The sequence below is a fragment of the Enterobacter cloacae complex sp. 2022EL-00788 genome (assembly GCF_026627565.1).
Classification (GTDB): Bacteria; Pseudomonadota; Gammaproteobacteria; order Enterobacterales; family Enterobacteriaceae; genus Enterobacter; species Enterobacter pasteurii.
The window spans coordinates 34,604-59,816 of record NZ_JAPNMC010000014.1; the positions used below are offsets into that span (position 1 = coordinate 34,604).

Annotated in this window: 20 protein-coding genes and 1 pseudogene; 8 read left to right on the forward strand and 13 right to left on the reverse strand. The window is 57.5% G+C overall.

Annotation, left to right across the window (positions count from 1 at the left end):
* The 5 genes and pseudogenes from OWK27_RS19280 to OWK27_RS19300 form a co-directional block, all read right to left on the reverse strand.
* Positions 1–510 carry a GNAT family N-acetyltransferase gene (locus OWK27_RS19280; protein WP_267591006.1) on the reverse strand — a complete coding sequence of 170 codons (510 nt, stop codon included), beginning with the start codon at positions 508–510 and terminating at the stop codon, positions 1–3.
* 9 nt (positions 511–519) lie between these two features.
* Positions 520–2,783 (reverse strand): annotated as a pseudogene (locus tag OWK27_RS19285) (NtaA/DmoA family FMN-dependent monooxygenase).
* Positions 2,784–2,799: 16 nt separating this feature from the next.
* Positions 2,800–3,921: an amidohydrolase gene (locus OWK27_RS19290; RefSeq protein ID WP_267591007.1), complete on the reverse strand. Its 1,122-nt coding sequence runs from the start codon at positions 3,919–3,921 to the stop codon at positions 2,800–2,802.
* Positions 3,918–4,919: an LLM class flavin-dependent oxidoreductase gene (locus tag OWK27_RS19295; RefSeq protein ID WP_176610249.1), complete on the reverse strand. Its 1,002-nt coding sequence runs from the start codon at positions 4,917–4,919 to the stop codon at positions 3,918–3,920. The genes OWK27_RS19290 and OWK27_RS19295 overlap by 4 nt, the downstream gene beginning before the upstream one ends.
* Positions 4,920–5,028: 109 nt before the next feature.
* On the reverse strand, positions 5,029–5,568 hold the full coding sequence (locus OWK27_RS19300; protein ID WP_267591008.1) for a shikimate kinase: 540 nt from the start codon (positions 5,566–5,568) through the stop codon (positions 5,029–5,031).
* A gap of 497 nt (positions 5,569–6,065) precedes the next feature.
* On the opposite strand from OWK27_RS19300, the gene ansP reads away from it, so the two are divergent.
* Complete coding sequence (gene ansP / locus OWK27_RS19305) at positions 6,066–7,562, forward strand: L-asparagine permease (RefSeq protein WP_176610247.1); 1,497 nt, start codon at positions 6,066–6,068, stop codon at positions 7,560–7,562.
* Between the two features lie 85 nt (positions 7,563–7,647).
* Here the strand turns inward: ansP and OWK27_RS19310 are convergent, their stop codons facing one another.
* Positions 7,648–8,709: a YncE family protein gene (locus tag OWK27_RS19310; protein ID WP_148419768.1), complete on the reverse strand. Its 1,062-nt coding sequence runs from the start codon at positions 8,707–8,709 to the stop codon at positions 7,648–7,650.
* Positions 8,710–8,955: 246 nt separating this feature from the next.
* Between OWK27_RS19310 and pqqU the strand changes: the two genes are divergently transcribed.
* A complete protein-coding gene (gene pqqU, locus OWK27_RS19315) occupies positions 8,956–11,073 on the forward strand; it encodes a TonB-dependent receptor PqqU (RefSeq protein ID WP_267591009.1) in 2,118 nt (705 codons plus the stop codon).
* Positions 11,074–11,203: 130 nt separating this feature from the next.
* Here the strand turns inward: pqqU and OWK27_RS19320 are convergent, their stop codons facing one another.
* The 3 genes from OWK27_RS19320 to OWK27_RS19330 all read right to left on the reverse strand — a co-directional run bounded on the left by OWK27_RS19320 (position 11,204) and on the right by OWK27_RS19330 (position 13,808).
* Complete coding sequence (locus tag OWK27_RS19320) at positions 11,204–11,872, reverse strand: GntR family transcriptional regulator (protein ID WP_267591010.1); 669 nt, start codon at positions 11,870–11,872, stop codon at positions 11,204–11,206.
* A 259-nt stretch (positions 11,873–12,131) separates the two neighbouring features.
* Positions 12,132–13,166, reverse strand: coding sequence for an NADP-dependent oxidoreductase (locus OWK27_RS19325; RefSeq protein ID WP_267591011.1), 1,035 nt, complete (start codon positions 13,164–13,166; stop codon positions 12,132–12,134).
* 66 nt (positions 13,167–13,232) lie between these two features.
* Positions 13,233–13,808: a helix-turn-helix domain-containing protein gene (locus tag OWK27_RS19330; protein ID WP_148419764.1), complete on the reverse strand. Its 576-nt coding sequence runs from the start codon at positions 13,806–13,808 to the stop codon at positions 13,233–13,235.
* A gap of 150 nt (positions 13,809–13,958) precedes the next feature.
* On the opposite strand from OWK27_RS19330, the gene OWK27_RS19335 reads away from it, so the two are divergent.
* Entirely contained in the window at positions 13,959–14,477 is a 519-nt protein-coding gene (locus tag OWK27_RS19335) for a GNAT family N-acetyltransferase (RefSeq protein ID WP_267591012.1), read from the forward strand.
* Positions 14,474–14,923, forward strand: a complete 450-nt coding sequence (locus OWK27_RS19340) for a DMT family transporter (RefSeq protein WP_148419762.1) — start codon at positions 14,474–14,476, stop codon at positions 14,921–14,923. Before OWK27_RS19335 ends, OWK27_RS19340 begins: the two co-directional genes overlap by 4 nt.
* Positions 14,924–14,925: 2 nt before the next feature.
* On the opposite strand, the gene OWK27_RS19345 is transcribed toward OWK27_RS19340, so the two are convergent.
* Positions 14,926–15,159 (reverse strand): YdcY family protein, encoded by a 234-nt coding sequence (locus OWK27_RS19345; RefSeq protein ID WP_148419761.1) that lies wholly within the window; start codon positions 15,157–15,159, stop codon positions 14,926–14,928.
* A gap of 50 nt (positions 15,160–15,209) precedes the next feature.
* Positions 15,210–16,808, reverse strand: a complete 1,599-nt coding sequence (locus OWK27_RS19350) for an ABC transporter substrate-binding protein (protein ID WP_148419760.1) — start codon at positions 16,806–16,808, stop codon at positions 15,210–15,212.
* A gap of 282 nt (positions 16,809–17,090) precedes the next feature.
* Between OWK27_RS19350 and OWK27_RS19355 the strand changes: the two genes are divergently transcribed.
* The 3 genes from OWK27_RS19355 to OWK27_RS19365 are packed head-to-tail and all read left to right on the forward strand — an operon-like array spanning position 17,091 to position 23,573.
* Positions 17,091–18,416: an SrfA family protein gene (locus OWK27_RS19355; protein ID WP_267591013.1), complete on the forward strand. Its 1,326-nt coding sequence runs from the start codon at positions 17,091–17,093 to the stop codon at positions 18,414–18,416.
* A gap of 4 nt (positions 18,417–18,420) precedes the next feature.
* Entirely contained in the window at positions 18,421–21,402 is a 2,982-nt protein-coding gene (locus OWK27_RS19360) for a virulence factor SrfB (RefSeq protein ID WP_252003778.1), read from the forward strand.
* The gene (locus tag OWK27_RS19365) at positions 21,399–23,573 is read left to right on the forward strand and encodes a virulence factor SrfC family protein (RefSeq protein ID WP_252003779.1); all 2,175 of its coding nucleotides are present in this window, start codon (positions 21,399–21,401) and stop codon (positions 23,571–23,573) included. Before OWK27_RS19360 ends, OWK27_RS19365 begins: the two co-directional genes overlap by 4 nt.
* Before the next feature lie 32 nt (positions 23,574–23,605).
* Here OWK27_RS19365 and OWK27_RS19370 read toward each other — a convergent pair whose 3' ends face one another.
* Both OWK27_RS19370 and OWK27_RS19375 read right to left on the reverse strand, forming a co-directional pair.
* Entirely contained in the window at positions 23,606–24,364 is a 759-nt protein-coding gene (locus OWK27_RS19370) for an alpha/beta fold hydrolase (RefSeq protein WP_252003780.1), read from the reverse strand.
* Between the two features lie 86 nt (positions 24,365–24,450).
* Entirely contained in the window at positions 24,451–24,624 is a 174-nt protein-coding gene (locus tag OWK27_RS19375; RefSeq protein ID WP_148419756.1) for a GhoT/OrtT family toxin, read from the reverse strand.
* A gap of 244 nt (positions 24,625–24,868) precedes the next feature.
* Here OWK27_RS19375 and OWK27_RS19380 point away from each other — a divergent pair, with 244 nt between their 5' ends.
* On the forward strand, positions 24,869–25,195 hold the full coding sequence (locus tag OWK27_RS19380) for a DUF1971 domain-containing protein (protein WP_148419755.1): 327 nt from the start codon (positions 24,869–24,871) through the stop codon (positions 25,193–25,195).
* Positions 25,196–25,213 lie beyond the last annotated feature (18 nt).

Here is a 25,213-nt window from a genome sequence, read left to right on the forward strand (position 1 = left end):
TTATGCGGTTTTGCTGAGCGCTTCGCGGATCAGCGTCTTGGTGAAGCGCAGCCGACCATCGAACGGCGGCTGGCCGTACTCTTCCGGATCGCGGTTGAGATCGAACTGCGGCTGATACCCCTGACTCAGATAAAGCCGTACCGCCTCCGGCTGACGAAACCCGGTAGTCAGGTAAATGTGGCTGTAGCCCGCCAGTATCGCCCTGCGCTCCAGCTCCTGTACCACGCGCGCGGCCAGCCCCTGCTGGCGCAGCGTTTTATTCGTCCAGATACGCTTGATTTCTGCCGTGCGTTCGTCGAAGGGTTTATAAGCGCCGGTAGCGATGATTTCGCCATCGCGCTCCAGCACGATAAACAGCCCCTGCGGCGCCAGGTACCACTCCGTCAGCTCGACTTCTGCATCTTTTGAAAAGTAGTCGCCGTAACGAGCGGCGTATTCACCGAACAGCCCGACGATAATGGGCTGAAGATCGGCGTCTTCCGGCGAAACGTCACGAAATTGTTCCCGCATAGCGCCTCCTTAATCGCCCAGACCAGCCGGGTTAACTTCGGAATGGGGAATACGCTCAACGCCTTCCCCCCAGCGGTTCAGCACGTTGTCGTAATCTCCGTTCTTAATTACGCCGTTAAGCGCCGTTTGAACCGGTTCAACCAGGCCGCTCCCTTTTTTCAGCGTCACTGCGATATGCGCCGCCTTCGGCCAGCCGCCGTCGACGCTGCCGACCAGCCTGGTTTTACCGTTCAGCGCCGCTTTCCAGGCGCCGATCACGTTCGGGCCAAAATAGGCGTCAGCGCGGCCTGACTGTAGCGCGAGGGTTTGCGCCGCATCGTCTTTGGTGTAGACCGGGATAAACGGCTTAAGCCCTTTTTTCAGGTTCGCTTCATTCCACGCCAGCAGGATCGCCTCCTGGTTGGTGCCGGAGCCGACGATGATGCGCAGCCCGGCGATATCTTCCGCCTTCTGCAGCGACGCGATCGGGCTGGTGGATTTCACGTAAAAGCCAAGGGAATCCTTGCGGTAGGTGGCGAAGTCGAACTTCTCCTTGCGCGCTTTGGTAACGGTGATATTGCTGATCGCCGCGTCGTATTTCCCGGATGCAACCCCCAGCGGCCAGTCCTCCCAGGAGGTGGGCACGACGTTGAGCTCGAGCCCGAGGCTGTCCGCCACCAGTCGCGCAATATCGACCTCACTCCCAAGCAGAGTTTTGTTGTCGTCGGAAAAGACCGTCAGCGGCGGCTGATTCAGTCCCGCCACCGCCACGGTAAATTTCCCCGGCACGGCAAAGCGGTAGTCTTTCGGCAACTGCGCGATCGCATCGCTGTTTTTAGCGGTATGGATCGGCGTTTTATTCACCTCAATGCTCACGCCGGTGCCGTTAATATTGACGTTCTCTGCCCAGACGGCAGGGGTAAAGGCCAGCGCAAGCGCCAGAATAAGCGATGATTTCTGCATAGCGTTTTTCTCTTTTATTATTGTGTGAACTGATTTTTGGGTTCGTCTAAGCCCAGACTTTCGCGCAGCGTGGTGCCGGAATACTCGCTGCGGAAAAGGCCGCGCGCCTGTAACACGGGCACCACCTGGTCGACAAAGCGCGCAAAGGTGTCCGGCGTACCGCCCTGAATAATGAAGCCGTCAGCCGCCTTCTCCTCGAACCAGGCCTGTAATCCATCGGCCACCTGCTCCGGCGTGCCGGAAAAACGCGGGCGCGGCGATGCGGCTTCCAGCGCAACCTGACGCAGAGTTAAGTTGCGCTCACGGGCGTTACGCTTGATTTCATCGGTGGTGCTGCGGAAGCTGTTTTTGCCTAAATCGCCAATATCCGGGAACGGCGCGTCGAGGGGATACTGGCTGAAGTCGTGATGCTCGAAATAACGTCCGAGATAGTTCAGCGCATCATGAATGGAGACCAGCGCCGCCGTGGTTTGATACTGGTTTTCAACGTCATCGGCGTCGTTTCCGACAATCACGCTGACGCCCTGGAATATATGTAAATCCCCTGCGCGGCGACCGTGACTTTCCAGCTGCTGTTTGACATCGCGGTAAAAGGCCCGGGCTTCTTCCAGCGTTTCATGGTGGGTAAAGATGGCGTCGGCGTGTTTCGCAGCCAGCTTTTTACCGTCATCCGACGCGCCGGCCTGAAAGACAATCGGACGCCCCTGCGGCGTGCGGCCAATGTTCAGCGGGCCGGAAACCCGGAAGAAATCACCGTGGTGATCCAGGGTATGCAGTTTTGACGCGTCGAAAAACTGTCCGCTCTCTTTATTGCGGATAAAGGCATCCCCTTCCCAGGAATCCCATAACCCTTTGACCACGTCGAGATACTCATCGGCAATGCGGTAGCGCAGCGCATGCTCAGGATGTTTGTCGCGGGAGAAGTTTTTCGCTGACCCTTCCAGCGGTGAGGTCACAACGTTCCAGCCCGCGCGGCCGTTGCTCAGGTGATCGAGGCTGGCAAACTGGCGCGCCACGGTGAAGGGCTCGCTGTAGGAGGTGGACAACGTGCCGACCAGCCCCAGGCGCGTGGTGACGCTTGCCAGCGCGGACAGAACCGTCAGCGGCTCAAAGCGGTTTAAAAAATGCGGAATGGATTTCTCGTTAATATAAAGACCGTCGGCCACAAAAATAAAGTCGAGCTTGCCCTCTTCCGCTTTTAATGCCGTTTCTTTAACGAAATCAAAATTAATGCTGGCATCCGCGACCGCCGCCGGATGACGCCAGGCGGACATATTTCCGGATGCTCCATGCAAAATGGTACCCAGCCGCAATTGACGATTTGCAGACATATTCACCTCAAATAAATTAAACGTGTTGCAGGGCTTTTTCCGCGAGCTGTGCAAAATAGCGGGCAGCGGGTTCGATTAGTGCTTCGTCCGGGTTAAATGCCGGATGATGTAAACCAAACGGGCTGTTGCTGCCAATGCTGACAAACGCGCCGGGAATGTTTTGCAGATAGACCGCAAAATCTTCTCCACCCATGTGCAGTTCAGCATGCCGGGTCTCATACCCCGCCTCGCGCGCGACCGAGGCGGCAAACGCGGCCCAGCGCTCGTCATTAACCAGCGCGGCTGGCCCTGCGTACCAGGTGATGTTGATCTGCGCGCTAAAGGCGCTGGCAAATCCGGCGGCGATTTCACCGACGCGCGCCTTCACGTTCTGCTGCACTTCCGTGCGGTGCGTGCGCAACGTGCCCTCCAGCTCAACGCTTTCCGGCAGCACGTTCCAGGTATTCCCCCCGGCGATGCGCGTCACGCTTAGTACGACCGAATCCAGCGTGTTGACGTTACGGCTGGCCACGCTTTGCAGCGCGGTCACCAGCTGGCTTGCCAGCACGATGGCGTCGTTGCCTTCATGGGGGCGAGCGGCATGCGCGCCTTTACCGGTAATATGAATAACGAAGCGATCGACGTTGGCATAAAACGGACCGCCGCGCGTAGCAAATTCACCAACCGGCAGTGAAGGCTCGTTATGCATCCCGAAAATCGCGCGCACGTCGCGTAATGCCCCGGCACGCACCATGCTTTTCGCTCCGCCGAAATTTTCTTCCGCAGGCTGGAACAGGATCCGCACGCGGCCGTTGAGCGAGGTTTCCCGCTCCTTCAGCCGTAACGCGGCGCCGAGGATTACGCTGGTGTGGACGTCGTGACCGCAGGCGTGCATCACTCCCGCACGTCTGGAGGTAAACGGCACCCCGCTGCGCTCATCGATGGGTAACGCGTCGATATCGGCGCGCAGCGCAACCAGTGCATTGCCCGTGCCGATCTCCGCAACCAGCCCGGTCTGAAGATCGTAATCCAGCGGGGCAATCCCGGCCGCCGTCAGCCACTCGCGCAGGCGAGCCGTTGTTTCGACCTCCTGACCGGACAGTTCAGGGTTCTGGTGCAGCTCACGGCGCCAGGCAATCAGCTGTTCGCTAAAGCTCATACGGTAACCTCCCTGTTAAGACGCGCCTCGGCCAGCAGCCGCAGGGACTGCACGCGCGTTGCGCCATCAGCTACCGGCGTGTCGATGATAAATTCGTCAATCCCCCACTGCTGATGCAGCGCGTTGAGCCGTTCAAGCACCGATGCCGCCGTTCCGGCCAGCAGAGACTGCGCCCGACGCGCGATGCGCACCGGTTCGCTGCCCGCCTGCCGCGCAAAGGCGTAGGCCTGTTCTTCGCTGGCCACGGTGACGCGTTGCCCGTTTGCCAGCTCCACGCCCCACACTTCAACCTTCTGCGCCAGAGCGTCGGCCTCTGACTGGGTTGGGGCAACAATGACCTGCACGGCCACCATCACCTCCCGGACGCTGTGTTGACGCCAGGCCGTGACGACCTCGCGCAGCAGTTCCGGGTCACCGTTCAGGTGGGCGGCAAAGACAAAATGCCAGTCGAGCGAGGCCGCCAGCAGCGCGCTTTCGGTGCTGGCGCCCAGCAGAAAGCCTTGCGCAGGCACCGGAGGCAGAGGCGTGGCGCGAACCGTCTCCTCCGCTGCCTGATTTTCAGGGCGGATCCACCGTTCGAGCTGCGTCAGTTGTTCCGCGAAGCTGCCTTTCTCCTGCGGATTAAGGCCGTGCTGCAAGGCGCGGGTTGAGAGCGGCAGACCGCCGGGCGCTTTACCAACCCCCAGATCAACCCGGCCCGGCGCAAGGGCGGCCAGTACGTTAAAATTTTCGGCGACTTTATAGGGGCTGTAATGTTGCAGCATGACGCCGCCTGAGCCCACGCGAATACGCTTTGTTTGCCCGAGGATCCAGGCAATCAGCAGCTCCGGCGAGGGGCTGGCAAGCGCCGGGGTATTGTGGTGTTCGGCAATCCAGAAGCGGTGGTAACCCAGAGTCTCCGCCAGCTGCGCCAGCGTTAAGGTACGCGCCAGCGCATCGGCGGCGGTTTCGTGTTCTGCGACGGGGCTTTTATCCAGAATGCTGATTCGCCATGACATGTTGCGTTCTCGTTTGACTTAACATGTCGTCATTATTAAAGGCGGATTTCACCTCTGAGAAACAATTAATTTACATTTGAATTGCCGGAAAACGGGAATAGCCGATCCGTCATCGGCCTGACAGGAGCGAAGTAATGAGTGCTTCGGCTTCCCGCCGTCGGGTAATGCGGAGAAAGCGAATGTGCGCGTACTGCGGGTTTTGCATATCCGCTTCATAGCGTTTGCGGTTGCTGCGCCAGGTTTTGATCGTCCAGATGATAATCGAGTCCTTGCTAAAGAACGATCGACGAAAGCTTTCGCGGTTCCCCGTGCCGGGCCAGAGCTCCTGTTTGTGCCAGGCGCGTCTGAAGGCGCGCGTCACCGCCTGCCAGAGCGTGCGGCTAAACCCACGATCTATCCACACCACCAGATCAACGTCGCACCACTTTACGTCGCGCGTGCGGTTGTAATTCCCGTCCAGGACCCAGTCAGGCGAGGCGGCGAGCGCCTTTTCCAGCGCTGCGAGAAACTCATCATCCGGAGTTCCCTGCCAGTTCGCTCGCCAGTAAAGCCTGTCCATCTCAATGTAAGGGATGGCCAGCGCCTCAGCGATTCGCCTGCCAAGCGTACTTTTCCCACTTCCGCTGGTGCCTATGATATTGATTTTCACCGTTCCACCTGCAAATGCTGAAGTAAACGGATCGAATCATAGCGTTAAAAATTTGTTTACGAAACGCCAGCCTACGCATGCGGATACTGCTCGTCGGTAACCTTCTCCAGCTACGCCGCCAGCACACTACCGCTTTTGCCTTACTGATTGCAGCCCTGCGGCATTCATAATCTCTACCTGGCGGTAATTATCAAGTAAACCTGATGTATAAACTGGCATTTGGCGGCCTTTTTGCCTAAAAAAACGCCACGATTCAGCGCGTTGCGATCCCCGTCTGCTCTGACCACACGATTTCCTTCGACGCGCATCACTTTCGGCACGGTTATATTTTGCGTCGCTTATCAATTGCGGGTAGGATGCCTCGCCATGTTTTGCCTTATCCATACACAGAATGACTGGAAAGGCAGCATGTGTCTGCGCAGAAGCAATCGTTTGGTCGGGCGACGGGCAGGCAGGACTATCACGTTAATGGTTCAGACAGGCAAACAGGTAACTCAATGAAAACAAGCAATAAAAGCGCAGCCGATCATCATGCTGCGAAACGTCGCTGGTTGAACTCTCACGAAGAGGGCTATCACAAGGCGATGGGCAACCGTCAGGTGCAGATGATCGCCATCGGCGGCGCTATCGGTACTGGTCTGTTTTTAGGTGCAGGCGCGCGTCTGCAGATGGCTGGCCCCGCCCTCGCCCTGGTCTATCTGGTGTGCGGGATCTTCTCTTTCTTCATCCTTCGTGCCCTGGGCGAGCTGGTTCTCCATCGTCCCTCCAGCGGCAGCTTTGTCTCTTACGCCCGTGAATTTCTCGGTGAAAAAGCCGCTTACGTCGCCGGCTGGATGTACTTCGTTAACTGGGCAATGACCGGTATCGTTGATATCACCGCCGTCGCGCTGTACATGCACTACTGGGGCGCGTTTGGCGATGTGCCACAGTGGGTGTTTGCCCTTGGCGCGCTGGCGATCGTCGGCACCATGAACATGATCGGCGTGAAATGGTTCGCCGAGATGGAGTTCTGGTTCGCGCTGGTAAAAGTGCTGGCCATTGTCATCTTCCTGGTCGTCGGTACCGTCTTCCTCGGCAGCGGTAAACCGCTGGACGGCAATGCGACGGGCTTCCATCTGATTACCGATAACGGCGGCTTCTTCCCGCACGGCCTGCTGCCAGCGCTGGTGCTGGTTCAGGGGGTGGTGTTTGCCTTTGCCTCCATCGAACTGGTGGGTACGGCGGCGGGTGAATGTAAAGATCCGCAGACCATGGTGCCTAAAGCCATTAACAGCGTGATCTGGCGTATCGGCCTGTTCTACGTGGGCTCCGTAGTGCTCCTGGTGCTGCTGCTGCCGTGGAACGCCTATCAGGCGGGTCAAAGCCCGTTTGTCACCTTCTTCTCTAAGCTGGGCGTGCCTTACGTGGGCAGCATCATGAACATCGTGGTATTGACCGCCGCGCTCTCCAGCCTGAACTCTGGCCTGTACTCGACGGGTCGTATTCTGCGTTCCATGTCCATGGGCGGCTCGGCACCGAAGTTTATGTCGAAGATGAGCAAGCAGCAGGTACCTTACGCGGGTATTCTGGCCACGCTGGTGGTGTACGTCTTCGGGGTATTCCTGAACTATCTGGTGCCGTCTCAGGTGTTTGAGATTGTACTGAACGTGGCGGCGCTTGGCATCATCGCCTCCTGGGCCTTCATCGTGGTGTGCCAGATGCGTCTGCGCAAAGCGATCAAAGAAGGTAAGGCGGCTGACGTCAGCTTTAAGCTGCCGGGCGCGCCGGTGACCTCCTGGCTCACCCTGCTGTTCCTGCTGAGCGTGCTGGTGCTGATGGCGTTCGACTACCCGAACGGTACCTACACCATCGCGACTATTCCGCTGCTGGCGGTGTTGCTGATTGCCGGCTGGTTTGGCGTACGTAAACGCGTGTATGAAATTCACAGCACCGCGCCGGTTCATCCTGACGATGAAACAAAGGACGCTCCGCTGGTTGAAGAGACGTCGCGCTAATACGGCGACAAAAAAAGGGAAGGCATTTAGCCTTCCCTTTTTATTTTGTATCGTAGGACGGCAGCCTGCCGCTCACGCTACGACATTACAGCGCGATACGAATGACGTCGTCAGGCTGGGTCGCTTCCTGCTGACGGGTAGATTTCTGCTTCACCGTCACGTACAGCGTCTTGCCATCCGCTGACAGCGCCAGGCTGTTCGGGTAAACCGGCGTATCGTAGGTTTTGGTCACTTTGTAGGTTTTGGCGTCAATCACGCTCACCTTACCCGCCTCGCGGTGCGTCACGTAGGCTTCATTGCGTGCCGGGTTAAACAGCACCGCCAGCGATTCCGGCGCAGAAACTTTCCCGATTACGCTGCCGTCTTTCAGGCTCACCACCAGCACCTCTGGCTGTTTAGAATCCGTCAGGAACGCGCGCTGACCGGCAGTGTCCAGGCTCAGGTTCAGGTAGAAGTGCTCTTTCCCGTCGTCCTGCACCTTCTTACGGCTGAGGATTTTGTTGGTTGCGGTATCAATGGTTACCAGCTCGCCGTCCGCATTGGTGGTGTACAGGCGTTTTGCCTGCGCATCCAGCGCCAGGCCGGTACTGAACGTGCCGGTGTTCGTGATGGTGTCTTTCAGCTTCAGCGTTGCGCCGTCAACCACCCAAATCACGCTCTCTTTGCCGATGCCGGTAATGTAGACGGTATTGGTGGCGTCATCGGCCACCAGCTGGCGCGGCTGGAGGGGCTTCACCGTGTCGCTACGCTTGCGATCGTCCAGCACCAGGCGCCCTTTCACCTCGCCCGTTTTCGCGTCAATGGCCGTTACCGCGCTGTTGACGGTGTTTCCAAACCACAGCGTCTGGGTGGCGTTATCGATCGTTGCGCCAAACGGCTTGAGATCGTTATGAATCGCCTGCGTCACGTCCAGCGTGACCGGATCCAGGCGATATACCACGCCGCCTTTATCGGTTTTGCGGCTTTGAGTCGTCGCAACCCACAGCGCGTTTTCCTGCTGGCTGACGGCCATTTCATACGCGCCCTTGCCTACCGCTTTGCGCAGCATCTCTTCAGCAGCATGAGCCTGGAACGTACCGGCAATCAGTAAAGAACCCAACAGCAGAGACCCACGCAGGCGCGGCGAGCACAGATGACGTAAAGACATAACAATTCCTTTTTAAATGAGGAGATTTACCGCTGACATCGCTTCCGGCGGGCAAAGTCATCGCTTTGCCGTTATTTTAATGAGAATAGTAATCATTATTGAGTTGAATGTGGAGTTTTTCTTTCCTTCCGGCCCTTACATTCACGAAATGTGCGGTTATAGTTTTCATAACATTTACAAAGGATTTAACATATATACACAGGTTCCAGTTGATTTGGTTCGAATCTTTTCTTAATCGGTTACTTCATGAAAATCATTTCTGCCCGCAGGGCATCGCTACCGCTGCTGTTCGTTCCCGTCGTATTTGGCCCGCTGAGCGCGATGGCCGCAGAAGAACAAACCCTGATCGTCAGCGCTACGCCGCAGGCCGTCTCCGAGCTGGATACGCCAGCCGCGGTCAGCGTGGTAAGGGGCGAGGATATGCGCCATGCCGCCCCGCGCATCAATCTCTCTGAATCTCTCGGCAGCGTGCCTGGCCTGCAAATCCAGAACCGCCAGAACTATGCCCAGGATTTGCAGCTGTCGGTGCGCGGCTTTGGCGCGCGCTCGACCTTTGGCGTACGCGGGATCCGCATGTACGTGGACGGCATTCCGGCGACCATGCCCGACGGCCAGGGGCAGACGTCAAACATCGATCTCAGCAGCGTAGAGAGCATCGACGTGCTGCGTGGTCCCTTCTCCGCCCTGTACGGCAATGCCTCCGGCGGCGTCATTAACATCAATACCCAGACCGGCCAGCAGCCGCCCGTCGTCGAAGCCAGCAGCTATTACGGCAGCTACGGCACCTGGCGTTACGGCATGAAGGCCACCGGCGCGGTCGGCGACGGTACGCAGGCGGGAGATGTTGACTATGCGGTATCCACCACCCGCTTTACCACCCATGGCTATCGCGACCACAGCGGCGCGAGAAAAAACCTCGCCAACGCGAAGTTAGGCGTGCGCATTGATGATGCCAGCAAGCTGACGCTGATTTTTAACAGCGTGGACATGAAAGCCAACGATCCGGGCGGGCTGAGCTATCAGGAGTGGCAGAACAACCCGCGCCAGTCCCCGCGCGGGGATCAGTACAACACGCGTAAAACCATTAAGCAGACCCAGGCCGGTATCCGCTACGACCGTCAGCTGAGTGCGCAGGACGACCTCAGCGTGATGATGTACGCCGGCGAGCGTGAAATGACCCAGTACCAGTCTATTCCTGATACCGCGCAAACTGTAAATCGTGCACATTCTGGCGGTGTAATTGACATGCAGCGCCACTATCAGGGCATCGATACGCGCTGGACCCACCGCGGCGAGCTGCTGGTGCCGGTGACGTTCACCACCGGCCTGAACTACGAAAACATGAGTGAAAATCGCCGCGGGTATGAAAACTTTGTAATGAACAACGGCGCGCCGGACTACGGCGTCAAGGGCGACAAGCGCCGTGACGAGCGTAACCTGATGTGGAACCTCGATCCTTACCTGCAAACCCAGTGGCAGCTTACGCAAAAGCTGTCCGTGGAGGCAGGCGTGCGTTACAGCTCCGTCTGGTTCGATTCTAACGATCGCTACATTACCCCGCAGAATGGCGATGACAGCGGCGATGCCAGCTACCACAAATGGCTTCCGGCGGGTGCGGTGAAATACTCCGTGACCGATGCATGGAATCTGTACGCTGCGGCGGGACGCGGGTTCGAGACCCCGACGATCAATGAACTTTCCTACCGCCCTGACGACAAAGGCGGGCTCAACATTAACCTGCAACCGTCAACCAACAATACGTACGAGGTTGGCAGTAAAACCCGCATCGGCAACGGTATTCTGACGGCGGCGCTGTTCCGCACGGATACCGATAACGAGATTGTGGTAGACACCAACAATGAACGCCGTACCAGCTATAAAAACGCCGGTAAAACGCGCCGTCAGGGCGTGGAGATCGCGCTCGACCAGCAGTTTGCAGAGAACTGGAAGCTAAAGATGGCGTGGACCTACCTTGACGCGACCTACCGTACCAACGTCTGTAACAATGCAGACTGTAGCGGCAACCGGATGCCGGGCATTGCCCGAAACATGGGATACGCGTCGCTTGGCTGGGAGCCGGAGGAAGGCTGGTATGCCGGCGCGGATGCACGCTACATGAGCGATGTGATGGCAAACGATGCCAATACCGCGAAAGCGCCCTCCTATACCGTGGTCGGCCTGAACACCGGCTGTAAGCTCAACTATGGCAAATGGGGAATGGATATCTTTGGCCGCGTCGATAACCTGTTCGATAAAGCGTACGCGGGGTCCGAAATCGTTAATGCTGGCTACAGCCGCTATTACGAGCCAGCGCCAGGCCGTAATTACGGCGTAGGGCTGTCAGTTTCTTATCGCTTTGAGTAAAACTTTATCCGGCAACGGGCGTTGCCGGTAATAAACGCGCTCAATAACGCTATTCCCGGTTGCCTGATGCGCCGGGAATTTATTTGTCATATTACTGCTCGAATAAAGAAATAAGTGCGCGCGGGGGTCCTTAACTAAAGTATTGCCGTTGCAGCAGGACGTTGGCTTCATCATTTGCCCGGTCAATGGCTTCCCGGCTGGCCTCCACGTCCCTGTTCTCAAGCGCCGAAAGCAGATCGGCATAATGATAGGTCTCAGCCGGCATCTCCTTCATCTCTCCATGCAGATAGTTTATGCACGGGCCAATCCGCACCCAGAGCTGCTCGATCAGCGAATTTAAGGTCGGCATCTCGGCATACTGATAGAGCGTAAAGCGGAAGATGCGGTTAGCATGCAGCGCCTTCTGGACGTTACCCTGATACATCGCGGTGCTGAAGTTGTCCGAGAGCGCGCGCAGCGTGTCAAGCTTAGCCTCGGTCATATTCTGGCACGCCGCCGCAACCGCCATCGGTTCAAGCTGTTTTCGAATGGCATTAATTTCGTTATAGCGTTCCAGCGTGACTTCCGGCACCAGAAAAGCCTGCGCCGGCGTGGCCTGCAACGCTCCTGCAGAAACCAGTCGCAGCAGCGCTTCACGTACCGGTGTGATGCTGGTACCTAATTTATCCGCAATCTCTTTGGTGATCAGCCGAGCCCCGGGCTTTAAAGACCCCGTGATTAACGCTCCTTTTAAACTGATCTCAACTTGCATAGTCAGACTGATTCTTTGTGCTTTTTCTAAATGATCCAAATCAAGCATGTTTAATTCCCGTAGCCAAAACAAAATGCCATTCTCAGTGCCTGTTTAAAAAAACAGCACCGGTTCGATATATCCTGTATCGTCATGCCTGGTATTAGGGGCGCGCGTTAAAATATAAATAGGACAATTAAAATTGCGTTTATCACTTCTGGCTCAGCTGGGCCGATGGCGCGCAAAGCTTATGGGTTAATTAAAGACAATATATCGTATCTTCACAAATAATTATGGCGGGCCACGCCCGCCATAACCGACGCACCGTTTAGTCTGCCGCCACGCGTATTACGACCTTGCCGAAGTTTTTCCCTTCAAGCAGGCCAATCAGCGCGTCCGGAGCCGCTTCCAGCCCTTCGATGACCTGTTCGCGATAGTGAATTTTGCCTTCCTTCACCCAGCGCCCCATCTCCTGCTGGAACTCGTCAATACGATGCCCGTAGTCCTGCGCGATGATAAAGCCCTGCATGCGGATGCGTTTTTTCAGAATGGTGCCCATCAACAGCGGCAGCCGATCCGGGCCGTCCGGCAGGTTGGTTGCGTTGTACCCGCTCACCAGACCGCATACCGGCACGCGTGCGGAGGTATTCAGCAGCGGCAGCACGGCGTCAAAAACCTTGCCGCCGACGTTTTCATAATAGACGTCAATGCCCTGCGGGCAGGCGCTTGCCAGCTGTTCAGCAAAATCATCCGCATGGTGATCGATACAGGCGTCGAAACCCAGTACCTCGACCGCATGACGGCATTTCTCTTCACCACCGGCCACGCCAACGACCCGGCAGCCTTTGATTTTACCGATTTGCCCGACCGTTGCGCCGACCGGCCCGGTAGCGGCGGCCACCACCAGAGTTTCCCCCTCCCGTGGCTGGCCGATATCAAGCAGCCCCATGTAGGCGGTAAAGCCAGGCATACCCAGAACGCCCAGCGCCCAGGACGGATGCGACGGGCTATCGCCCAGCTTCACCAGTCCTTGTGCGTCGGACAGCGCATACTCCTGCCAGCCGCTGTAGCCCAATACCCATTCACCCTCTTTATAATCAGGATGACGGGACGTCTCAACGCGGCTTACCGTACCGCCTACCATCACCGCGCCAATCTCAACCGGTGGAGAGTAGGACGGCGCATCGCTCATACGCCCCCGCATGTACGGATCCAGCGAAAGCCATACCGTGCGTAACAATACCTGCCCGTCTGCGGGCGTCGGGATCGGCTGTTCTTCCAGGCGAAAATTATCGGCGACCGGCGCGCCGTGCGGGCGGGAAGCCAGAACCCAGCGTCGGTTTTGCGTGGTAGATTGACTCATTAATCGCTCCTTACTGCTGAAAATGTCATTCAAGCCTGGCACTTTATCCTGAGGATCGCCTTACCATTATGAGGCAGACTGGTTCAGCCGTACGACCAGATAAAGGCACGGCCGATCCGTTTCGTTGATAAAGCGGCAGTCATTCGGTGGCCCCAGCTCCAGGCAATCTCCGGCCTTCATTTCATGGCGGGTATCCCCTTCCTGAAACACCAGCTCGCCGGACTGTAGCCAGATAAGCTGGCGCGCCAGGGCATAAGAGGAGGCGGGCATTGGCACATCGCTGCCCGCGGGCAGCTCCACCTGAACGAGATCGATGGGCAGGTCGGTGCGTGGGGACACATGCCGGCGCAGATAGTGCGTTTGCGGATCGCGCCAGACGGGCTGGTTAGCCAGGCGCAGCAGTTTCCCCTCCTGCATTTCCGCACGCGCAATCAGCGTCGACATGCTGATACCAAAGGCACCCGAAAAACGCGCAAGCAGGGTTGCGGTTGGGCTGCTGTCGCCCCGTTCAATCTTGTGGATCATGGCGCGCGAAATACCTGCCCGCTCGGCCAGCTCGCTCAAAGACCAGCCTCGCGATTCACGCTCAATGCGAAGCCGGGCGCTAATCCGTTGATTCATAGTGTCTGTCATCGTGTTCATGACGTCATACTATAGTGTATGAATGGTTTTCCGGTGCAGTTTTAATGACAAAAAAATAGGGACTTAGCCATGGCGATGCAATCCGGTAAATGTGTAATATTGTAATTAATGCATACTACTATAGTGAACAACACAGCCAGAGGACCCGCCATGATCGTTCGTCATGCCCTAAAAGAAGATTGCGCCGCTATCAGAGAGATTTACAACCATGCGGTGCTGCATACTGCCGCCATCTGGAACGATACGACCGTTGATACCGATAACCGTATCGCCTGGTTCGAAGCGCGCAAGCTGATGGGCTATCCGGTGCTGGTCAGTGAAGAAGACGGCGTGGTGACGGGTTATGCCTCGTTCGGCGACTGGCGGGCGTTCGACGGTTTTCGCCATACGGTTGAGCACTCGGTGTACGTTCACCCCGACCATCAGGGCAAAGGCATTGGGCGGCTGCTGATGAAGGCCCTGATCGACGAAGCCCGTCAGATCGGCAAGCATGTGATGGTGGCAGGTATTGAGGCGCAAAATCAGGCGTCGATTCATCTGCATGAAACCCTGGGCTTCGTCACCACCGGAAGGATGCCGCAGGTGGGCACCAAATTTGGCCGCTGGCTGGATTTAACCTTTATGCAGCTTCAGCTCGACGAGCGCAGCGATCCGGATGTGCTCCCATGAACCAGTCGCTGACCCTGGCGTTCCTGGTGGCTGCCGGCATCGGGCTGGTCGTGCAAAACACCTTAATGGTACGCATTACGCAGTCCTCCTCCACCATTCTTATCGCCATGCTGCTTAACTCGCTGGTAGGGATTGTGCTGTTTGTCAGCATTCTGCTGATTAAGAATGGCATGGCGGGGTTTAGCGAACTGGCGTCGACGGTGCGCTGGTGGACGCTGATCCCCGGCCTGCTCGGGTCGTTCTTTGTCTTTGCCAGCATTAGCGGCTACCAGAACGTGGGCGCGGCGACGACAATCGCCGTGCTGGTGGCAAGCCAGCTGATAGGTGGCCTGGTGCTGGACGTCCTCAGAAGCAGCGGCGTACCGCTGCGGGCGCTGGTGGGCCCGGCGTGCGGCGCGGTGATGCTGGTGGTCGGCGCCTGGCTGGTGGCGCGGCGCCAGTTTTAACCCTACAGAATAGTACCGCCCTGCGTGAGGTGGGCAAGGCGCGCTTCCGCCTCTTCTTTATGCTGCCTGCCATGATGCGCAATTGCCGTGCGCAGGCGCTGCTGCTGGGTGTAACGTTCTTCACGGCTAAGCGCGGTATCGTCGCTGAGTTCAATCAGTAGTTCATTCATGTGCGCGATAACGCTCTCTTCGATGGCAGCATCAACGCGGGCCATCACGTCGCTTAAATGTGACATTGTCACTCCTCCGTTAATGCCCGGCAAGCGTAGCGCCACCGGGCAAGACCTCAGTTTATCTTCGCCTTTGAGAAATCACTGCCCATCAGGCTCACGCTGTAGCCCGTGACGTTGCTGCGGGTCGCGTAGAAAGTTTTGCCGTTAGCTAACGCGATCCACGGCGCCTGCTGGTAGAAAATTTCCTGGGCCTGACCGTACAGCTTCGCGCGCTCGTCCGCGGAGCTCGTCAGTTTGGCCTTTTGCACCAGATCATCATACCCCTTATCACACCAGCGTGCGGCGTTGGATCCGGTTTTTATGCTGTTGCAGCCCAGCAGCACGTCGGCGAAGTTGTCCGGGTCGCCGTTGTCAGACATCCAGCCGAACAGCGCGGAGTCATGCTCGCCTTTACGCATGCCGGAGAGGTATTCCCCCCACTCGTATGACACAATTTTTGCCTTCACCCCCACCTTCGCCCAGTCGGCCTGGATCATCTCCGCAATGCGTCGGGAATTTGGGTTATACGGGCGCTGAACCGGCATGGACCACAGGGTCACTTCTGCGCCCTTTTCAAGCCCAGCCTGCTTCAGCAGCGCTTTTGCTTTCTCGGGATCGTAGCCGTAATCCTGAAGGTCTTTATTGAAGCCGAGCATGTTCGGCGGGATCGGCGATTTGGCTACCGTGCCAGACCCCATAAAGACCGCATTGACGATGGCTTTTTTATCGGTCGCGTAGTTCAGCGCCTGGCGCACAAGCACGTTATCAAACGGCTTTTTCTCGGTATTAAACGCCAGGTAACCCACGTTCAGCGCCTCCACCGAGTGCAGCGCCAGGTCTTTATTTTTCTTAATCACATCAAACTGCACCGGCGACGGCGCGGGGATAATCTGACATTCGTTAGTCTGCAGCTTCGCCAGGCGCGTTTCGACGTTAGGGGTAATGGAGAAGATAAGGTGTTTAGTCGGCACCTCACCGTCCCAGTAGTTCGGGTTGGCAACGTAGCGGATCAGCGAGTCCACCTTGTATTGCTGAAGCACGTACGGCCCGGTGCCGATTGGCCAGGTGTCCACGTTTTCAGGCGTGCCCTTTTTCAGCATGGCGTCCGCGTATTCGGCGGAGAGGATCGAGGCGAAGTCCATCCCCCAGTCGGCCAGGAAAGCCGCATTGGGTTCGCTCAGCGTGAACTGGACGTGATAATCATCGAGCTTTTTCACCTCCTGAATCAGCTTGTCGAGGCCCACGTCGTTAAAGTATTCGTAATTGCCCTGCGAAACATTGTGATACGGATGCTTAGGGTCTTTCTGACGCATAACGGAGAAAATAACGTCATCAGCATTAAAATCACGCGTAGGCTTAAAGTACTTATTGCTGTTGAACTTCACCCCTTTACGCAGCGTAAAGGTATAGGTTTTGCCGTCAGGTGAAATAGTCCATGATTCTGCCAGCGAGGGAACCGGCGTATTTTTCACCGGATCGAAATTTATCAGGCGGTTATACAGCGTTTGCGAGCTGGCGACAAACGACGGGCCTGAGCTGGCGATCTGCGGGTTAAACGACTCCGGCGACGCCTCGGAGCAGTAGATAATGGTGTCATTATTTGCAGCCCATGCGGCGCTTGCCGGCAGCAGCGCGCTCAGCGCCAGCGCGAGCAATGTTTTCCCTGTAGACATAGTTATTACCCTTTCGGTTTTATTATAGTGAACCGTAATAACAGCACAGCCGTTTTAACCTGACAAATAACGAATCACTATCAGGTTATTCTAAAGGTGCACATTTCGCCGGTTTTAGCACCAGCATGACGAAAGCGATTTGCCTTAAGGTTCGTTATTCGTCAAGCACAACCGCCACGATCAATGCCGCAAGAAATCGTCCCTTTTGCCGTCTCCTCAGCCGTTTGTTTGCTTTCTCGTTTAGCTAAAGTAACGGCGTGAAGAAGTCTACAGGACCAAATCGTGGCAAAAACACTTTTACGCAGCGGTAATCTGGATGATTTTCAGGCCGTTGGCGGCGGCGGACAGGCCGTTTTTGAATCAGCGCTGCAAATCCGCGAAGCGCTCCGGTTACGCAAACAGCAGGCCATCGTTGACTGCCTGGCTATCCCGCAGGTCAATGACGGCGGCGACCGCGTTGACTGGTACTCGCCGATAGAGGGAACCGTTTCAGGCTGGAAGGCCGCGGACGAAGATGACCGCTATCGTGCCCTGCGCTACCTTGAAAATACGCTCGCCAGCGTGGAATCGCTGAGTAAAAAATGCCTCCAGTCGCCTAAAACCGCCCAGCAGCTGTTTGGCTCTCTGCTTTCAAAAGCCTTCCAGTTCCCCGGTGAAAACTTCGTGTTTCTGGTGAACGGCAGGCCGGTGATCTGCTTCTGGGGCTTTGTGAACCTCAACGAGAGCGCCCGAGACGACGTGCTCGACTGCCTGCGAGAATCGCTTATCCCTGAACCTGCACCGGTGATAATCGAGGAACCGGAGCCGGAGCCGGAACCCGAGCCTGCGCCGGTAGTCACCTTTGAGCAGGCCGATGCGCCGCTTATCGCGCAAGCCACCGCCGTACGTATCACCGAAGATGATCTGTATACGCCAGAGCCTGCCCGCGTGAACGTTGAGCCACCAGAGCCAGCCCCTGCTCTCGCGCAAAAAAAACGTCGCTCACCCCTCTGGCTGCTGCCGGTTGCTGCCGTCGCTATCGCGGCCATTGCCGCCCCGCTGCTCTGGCCGAAACAGGTCCCGACCGCAGCGCCCGCGCCAGCCCCGGTCGCCATTGCGCCAGCGCCCGTGAAAACGGTGAAGCCGCTTGAGCTGACGCTCCCGCTGCACCAGGCCGAGGTGGTGGAGCCAAAGGTTAAAACCCCGGCTCCCGCTGCGGAGCCGGTGGTGATTACCGCTATCCCGAAAGATGCCATGGTAATGGAGGCAAACCAGGTCAAGGCCGGGTTAACGCGCTTCCTGAACGGCACCTGGCGCGCGTTCCTGGATGTGCAGGATCCGCTCACCGGTAAGCCGCCGTCGCTGCGCTACCAGATCCAGAACAACAAAGGGTTCGCCCGGGTGGTGCATGGCGACAACATCGTGTGCCGCGTAGAGGTCTTCTCCGGTTTACACAGCAACGGCGAGCTGCTGATCAAAACGCGCGGTAACGCACGCTGCACCGACGGCTCGCGTTACCCGATGCCGGAAGTAGCCTGCAAGGCGGGAACCAGCGACGTGGCGGAATGCACGGCACGTTATGATGCCAACACCGTCGTTCCTTTGACGTTTAAGAAAGCAGGTGCCTGATCCTATGCTGGTTAATCTTTGCGACTACAAACAGAGCGTTACGCTTATCGCTAACAGCGGCGTGCAGTTTCTTGATTTTGGCCTGACCCCGCAGGACACCGCCAGCAACGGGCGGTTCGTGCGTAAAACGGCAAATGGCCCGCTGCTGCGCCTGAATTTTGATCTGGTAAATGGCCGCTACACCCTGCCCGCCGCCGATGGCGGACAGCCGGAAGTGGTTAAGCCTGAAAGCACGATTCCGCTGCATGATTCCCTCACCGTGCTGGACGGCGTCTGGCTGCCGCTCCCTTTCCTGCGCTTTAACCCGCCGAGAACGTTTGTAGATGGTCCGGATAACTGGGCCCGCGTGCAGGTGCGCAAACTGTCCGCGCCCGACGCCGCAGGCAATACGCACCGCGTCACCGTCGCGCTCGACAGCCAGATCGCGGAACATGCAACCTCCGCCCTGTCGCCGGTTGAAAACGATATCCTGAACGGCACGCGTTTCGCCCTCGCCTGGCGCGATAGTGAAGTTGAGAGTTTCCTGGACCAGACCTGGATTGACGGCTGGCTGCGTGAAGCCTTCACACAGTATGCTGACGGGGTTGAAAAACGCGCCGAGCGCGAGCTGCATCAGGCCATGCGCAGCTTCGAGTATCAGGCGCACTGGCTCAACCTGATCTCCATGCTCGGTGAACAGCTCACCGTGCCGGAGGTGAAGTTTGTCACGCACACCCTGAGCACCCCGGCCATTCCTGTCGATCTGATCCTCGACGTGGGGAACACCCATACCTGCGGCGTGATTATTGAAGATCACGGAGACGCTAACGACGGCCTGCGTCAGACGGCTGAACTCCAGGTACGTTCCCTGAGCGAGCCGCAGTTCCTGAACGAGCCGCTGTTTACCAGCCGCCTCGAATTTTCGGAGGCGCGTTTTGGCAAGCAGCACTACTCCGTGGAAAGCGGCCGGGAGGATGCGTTCGTCTGGCCGTCGATTGTCCGCGTGGGTGATGAGGCGCGTAAGCTGGCAATGCAGCGTCTGGGCACCGAAGGCAACAGCGGAATTTCCAGCCCGCGTCGTTATCTGTGGGATGAGACCCCGGTGGTGCAGGACTGGCGCTTCAGCCAGATGAACGGCAAAACCCAGCGCGAACCGCTGGCCACCGCGTTCCCGCTGATGAACCTGATGAACGATGACGGGGAACCGCTTTTTACCCTGCCGCCGGATGAGCGCCTGCCGGTCTTCTCGCCGCAGTACAGCCGCAGCACCCTGATGACGCACATGCTCTGCGAGCTGCTGGCTCAGGCGCTGGGGCAGATTAACAGCGTGGCTACGCGTTTGCGGCTCGGTTTTCCGGCGTCACCCCGCCAGCTGCGCACCCTGATCCTGACCCTGCCTTCGGCGATGCCGAAACAGGAGCGCGAGATCTTCCGCCGCCGCATGTTCGAAGCCATCGCCATCGTCTGGAAAGCGATGGGCTGGCATCCGCAGGATGAAGATTTTGCCAGCCGCAGGCAGCAGGAAAAAAGCGTGGTTCCGGTACCTGAGATCCAGATGGAGTGGGACGAGGCCAGCTGCGGCCAGCTGGTGTGGCTGTATAACGAAGCCATTTCCCGCTTCGGCGGACAGACCGAGGCGTTTTTTGCCTCCCTCGCCCGTCCGGACCGCGCGCCAGAGCCGGGGGTCCAGCCGGGACGCGCGCTGCGCGTAGCCTCGATTGATATCGGCGGCGGCACGACGGATATGGCCATCACGCACTATCAGCTGGACGATGGCTCCGGGAATAACGTCAAAATTACCCCGCAGCTGTTGTTCCGCGAAGGATTCAAGGTTGCCGGTGACGATACCCTGCTCGACGTGATCCAGCGCTACGTGCTGCCCGCCTTGCAAACCCAGCTTCAGAAATCCGGCATAGCCGACGCCTCTCTGCTGATGGCATCCCTGTTCGGTGACTCCGGTCGGATCGATACTCAGGCGGTACTGCGTCAGCAAACCGCGCTTCAGCTCTTTATGCCGATCGGTCACGCGATCCTTGCGGCGTGGGAAACGAGCGACGTTGACGATCCGCTGGCCGGGCTGCACGCCACCTTTGGCGATCTGCTTACGCAAAAACCAACGCGTAACGTGATGAATTATCTCCAGCAGGCCATCGACCACGCGTTGCCGGCTGGCTCGGAAGCATTCGACCTGTTCAGCGTGCCGCTGCACGTCAACTTCCGCGAGATGCAGGATGCCATGCTGGCGGGCCAGTTCACGCTTGCCGCTCCGCTTCATGCGGTATGTGAGGCCATCTCGCATTACGGTTGCGATATTTTGCTGATCACCGGACGCCCGGGCTGCCTGCCGGGCGTTCAGGCACTGATTCGCCATCTGCAGCCGGTGCCGGTCAACCGCATCGTCTGGCTGGATAAGTATCAGGTTCATGAATGGTATCCGTTCAGCCAGCAGGGACGGATCGGCAACCCGAAATCGACTGCCGCCGTCGGCGCGATGCTCTGTAGCCTTGCGCTGGATCTGCGCCTGCCGCGCTTTAACTTTAAGGCGGCGGATATCGGCGCGTACTCCACGGTGCGCTATCTGGGGGTGCTGGATAACACCGTTAATACCCTGCGGGAAGAGAATGTCTGGTATCACGATATCGACCTCGATAAGCCCGGCGCGAAACTGGATGCCCGCCTGCACTTCCCGCTGCGCGGCAACGTCACGCTCGGCTTTCGGCAGCTGGCAAACGCCCGCTGGCCCGCGACGCCGCTCTATACCCTGAGCATTAACTCGGCCGAGCTGGCGAAAACCATTGCGGGTGACGGCGTGCTGAACGTGCGCCTGAAGCTGCGGGGTGGTAACAAGCAGGAAGGTCCGGAATCCTTCGAGCTGAGCGAAGCCTGGCTACAGGACGGTACGCCGGTGCCGCCGGATGCTCTGACCTTTAAACTGAATACTCTGGCCGACCGCCGACACAGCGGCAGCCACTACTGGATCGACAGCGGGAGCGTATACCTGAAATGACTGCGACGACTGCCACCACTCAGGCCTTAATCGGGTGGATCAATGAGACGCGACAGCACGCCCCGATGCTGGATAACGAAGCCGATGCCCTGCTTGCGCGTCTCAACGCTGCGCGCGCGCGTGAGGAGGCGCTCGATCGCGCGCTTGTCAGCCAGAGCACCGTGGGCTTATACGGTCACTCTCAGGCGGCGAAAGCGCACCTGCTCGCGTCCCTGTGCGGCAGCGGCAACGAACGGCTGAACGTTATGCCGGGTCAACGCACGTTTGACTACTTCTCGCATATTAATCCCGGAAACGCGCCGACCAATATGGCCGTTCGTTTCAGCAGAACGGCCAGTGAGATCGTCGATGAGGCGTTTCCGCTGCGGATCGCACTGGTGACGGAAGCCGAGCTGGTTCAGCTTTTCATTGCGCGAACCACTCTGCACCCGCAGATCCGTCCGGTTGAAAAATCCGTTATCGAAGCCCGCCTTGAACAGTGGCGTGCCCTGCGCCAGCCGCAGAGCGTGCCGGGAATGACGGCGCAGGACGTCGCGGCCGTCGCCCGTTTCTGGCAGAGCATGGTACCGGGTGCAAAACAGCATATTGACGATGCCCTGTGGTATCAGTTTGCGCTGCTCGTGCCGTCGCTCGATCTCAGCACCCGCGCCAGCGTCTGGTCTCTGCTGTGGGGTGAGCAACAGGAGCTAACCCAGCAGTGGCTTAAGCTCGCCCATGTGCTTCATCAAACCAGCCATGCCGGCACGCTTGCTGCGCCGTTGAGTCTGCTGATGGACAGCTTCGGTCTGCCGTGTGAAGGATTCCTGACCCCTGGGGCGTTTAGCGCACCGGAAGCGCAGGAAACGCTCCTTCACCCGCTGGAAAATGGCGAGATGCTCAATGCCATCAGCCTTCCTGTCGACGTGCTGGCGTTTCTCACCCGCGAACTGGTGCTGCCCGTTGAGGGTACCGTGCTGGACGGCGTGGATATTATTGATATCCCGGCCATTTCTGACGACAACACGCCGCTGATGCACCAGGCTAAATCCCTGTGGCTGCTGGAGCATTATCGCCAGCAGCTCCAGCCGGACGTCCTGGTTATCTGCAACGCGACGGCGCGCCATCAGCAGACGGCGAAGACGGCCAGGATCCTGCATAACTGGGTAAAAGAGACGCAGCCTGGCGAGGAGTCCGCGCTGCCGGGCCTGGTGTGGGCCATTACCCCTCACGATGCGCGATTCACCACAAAGCAGAATCTTGACGAAGCCGTTCAGCAGCTGCTGGGTCAGCCGGGACTGCGCTGGGGGACGCTGCAGGCGCTGGATAACCACAGCATGCAAAGAGTGATTGAATGGCTATCGCAGGCTACCCTGCCGGCGCAGCGGCAGAAGCGACTCCATGCGCTGAAAGCGCTGCTGCGACAGGAGCTGTCTGCGCTGATGCAGCCGTACCTCGCGCCTCTTACGCAGACGCCGGATCAAAGACGCTCTCAGGCCGAAAAAATGGTGCGAACGCTGCAAGGCAGCGCTGCCCGCCACGGTGAGCTGCTTAACGGCCTTCTTCCGCCGTTAAAGGCATTTGAAACGCTGCTGACGGTGCACCAGCCGCGCGAGGAGCAGGTCAACGGCCTGTTTAATGATGTTATCGACCTGTTCGCAGAAGAGACGCACGAAAGCACGGGTGCGACGCAGACCAAAGACAGGGCGCGGCTGGCGCATAGCGTCTGGGTTAACCATCTGCGTCAGTGGAGCCGCAACGACGCGGCAGCGGCCCGTCTGGGCCTGGAGCCTGCGATTTTACAGCACATCGCCGATGTGCTTATCGTCACCAGCTACCGCCTGAACCTGCCGCATCAGCTGCAACGTATTGTGGAAAAGGATAAAAGCAGCGCTGCGCAGCTTCACGCCGCCACAGGCAATTTCATCGGCTGGCTGGGATACGATCTGACCGCGGTCTCTGAGCGTCCGGCAAGCCGGATCCGTAAAGGACAGCCAATTTTTGTGACCCCGGTGGTCAGCAGCGCCTCTCCACGCCTCACCCGACTGGGCGAGCAGCCCGTTCATGCGGCGACAGCCTATGTATATGACTGGCTGGTTGCGCTCTACACCCGCGCCATTGAGAACGTGGATTACCAGTGTCCTCACGACGTGCAGCCTGTTGCGCGCAGGAAATTATTAACCCTGCTGCCTTAATCATCTCAGCCCGCAGAAGTGCGGGCTAACGCTCACTCACCATCAAAGAAGTTGGCCAAAGCCTGAGCTAACGCAGAAGGATTTTCCCATGACATTGAATGGCCCGCATTGGGGATAATCTTTATCGCCACGCCTTTTTGTTGCAGGCGATTAAAGTCTTCATCGGGAAGTGACCATTCACCGAAAACTAACGTTATCGGGCAGGTTAACGACAAGAACTTGTCTTCCCAGTCAGGTTTTACCCCCTCTACCAGGCTCGTTGCGCCGCGCCAAACGGCCCAGGGGGCACTGCTTTGAAGGCTTCCTGCCCATGGCGACGTTTCTGCGCGAAGCATTTCATTATATCCCTGCTCCAGAAACCGTTGTTCTGCTTGGGCCGCAATAGATCGGCTGAATATTCCACCGCCCGCATGAAAATTGGGTTCAGAAACGATTAATCCCTTAACGCGCGGCTGTAATAGCACTGCCGTTTCAATAGCAATGCTTCCTCCCATGCTATGGCCATAGAGCCAGAAATGGTCCAGGCCGAGATGGTTTAACAGTTCAACTACCACCTGCGCCTGCTCGCTTGTGCGATAACGGTACTTTTCAGGTTTCTCACTGTAACCGCTGCCGGGAAGATCGATCAGAATGGCTCTGCGATCTCCAAACCGGGTGTCACAGACAATGCGTGGATACTCATACGAAGAGGCGCAGCCTAATCCGTGGATAAATACAACAGGCTCACCTGAACCGGGAAGATCGAGCCAGCGCACAGTACAACCGGCATGCTGCGAATAAAAACTGTTCATAAGCACTCCCTTTACAACGAACTGTTTATTTATACAGTCTCTATGTTTGAAATGCTATGTTCTGATTTAGAATCTGGAAACGTGCTTCAGAAAAGTGAGATCAACAGCGCAACAGGAAAGCTCATCGGCCAGGTGGAACCCACCAGGAAGGCGCTCAGCAGGCGAATGCGCTTACGATCTTTTGACAGGAACCAGGTGATTAATGCGCAGATGAAGGCCATGATTGCGTAGAACACCAACATCTTTTGATACAACGTCATTCTGTTTACCTGAGCCGAAAAAATAACCGCACGCAATATGCGGCATATGTTGACGCAGATCAAGTTTTTTCGTTACATCATAACCACTTAAATATTATGGATAATAACAACTGAGTACCTTGTGTAACAACGCGGGGGGAAGCAAAACGGCTATTGGTAATAACATGCATTAAAAATGCACTTTTTGATAAATTTACTCCGGCGGAACGCGTTCTAATTAGCACAGGCTATTAAGGGAGGAAACATGCTACGCATTCCGCAGAGTTGTATTCACACCCGTTCCACACCTTTCTGGAACAAAGAGACGGCACCCGCCGGTATTTTTAAGCGTCACCTCGATACGGGCACGCGCCCGGGCGTTTACCCTCGCCTTTCGGTGATGCGTGGCGCGGTGCGTTATCTTGGCTATGCCGATCAGTTCACGCCCGAGCCTGACAGCGAACTCGTCATTGAAGCCGGTCATTTCGGCGTTTTCCCCCCTGAGAGATGGCACCATATTGAAGTGATGACCGACGACACGTTGTTCAATATTGAATTCTTTGTTGAACCAGAGGTGCTTAAGTCCCTTTAGGCGCCTGACGACATGAAG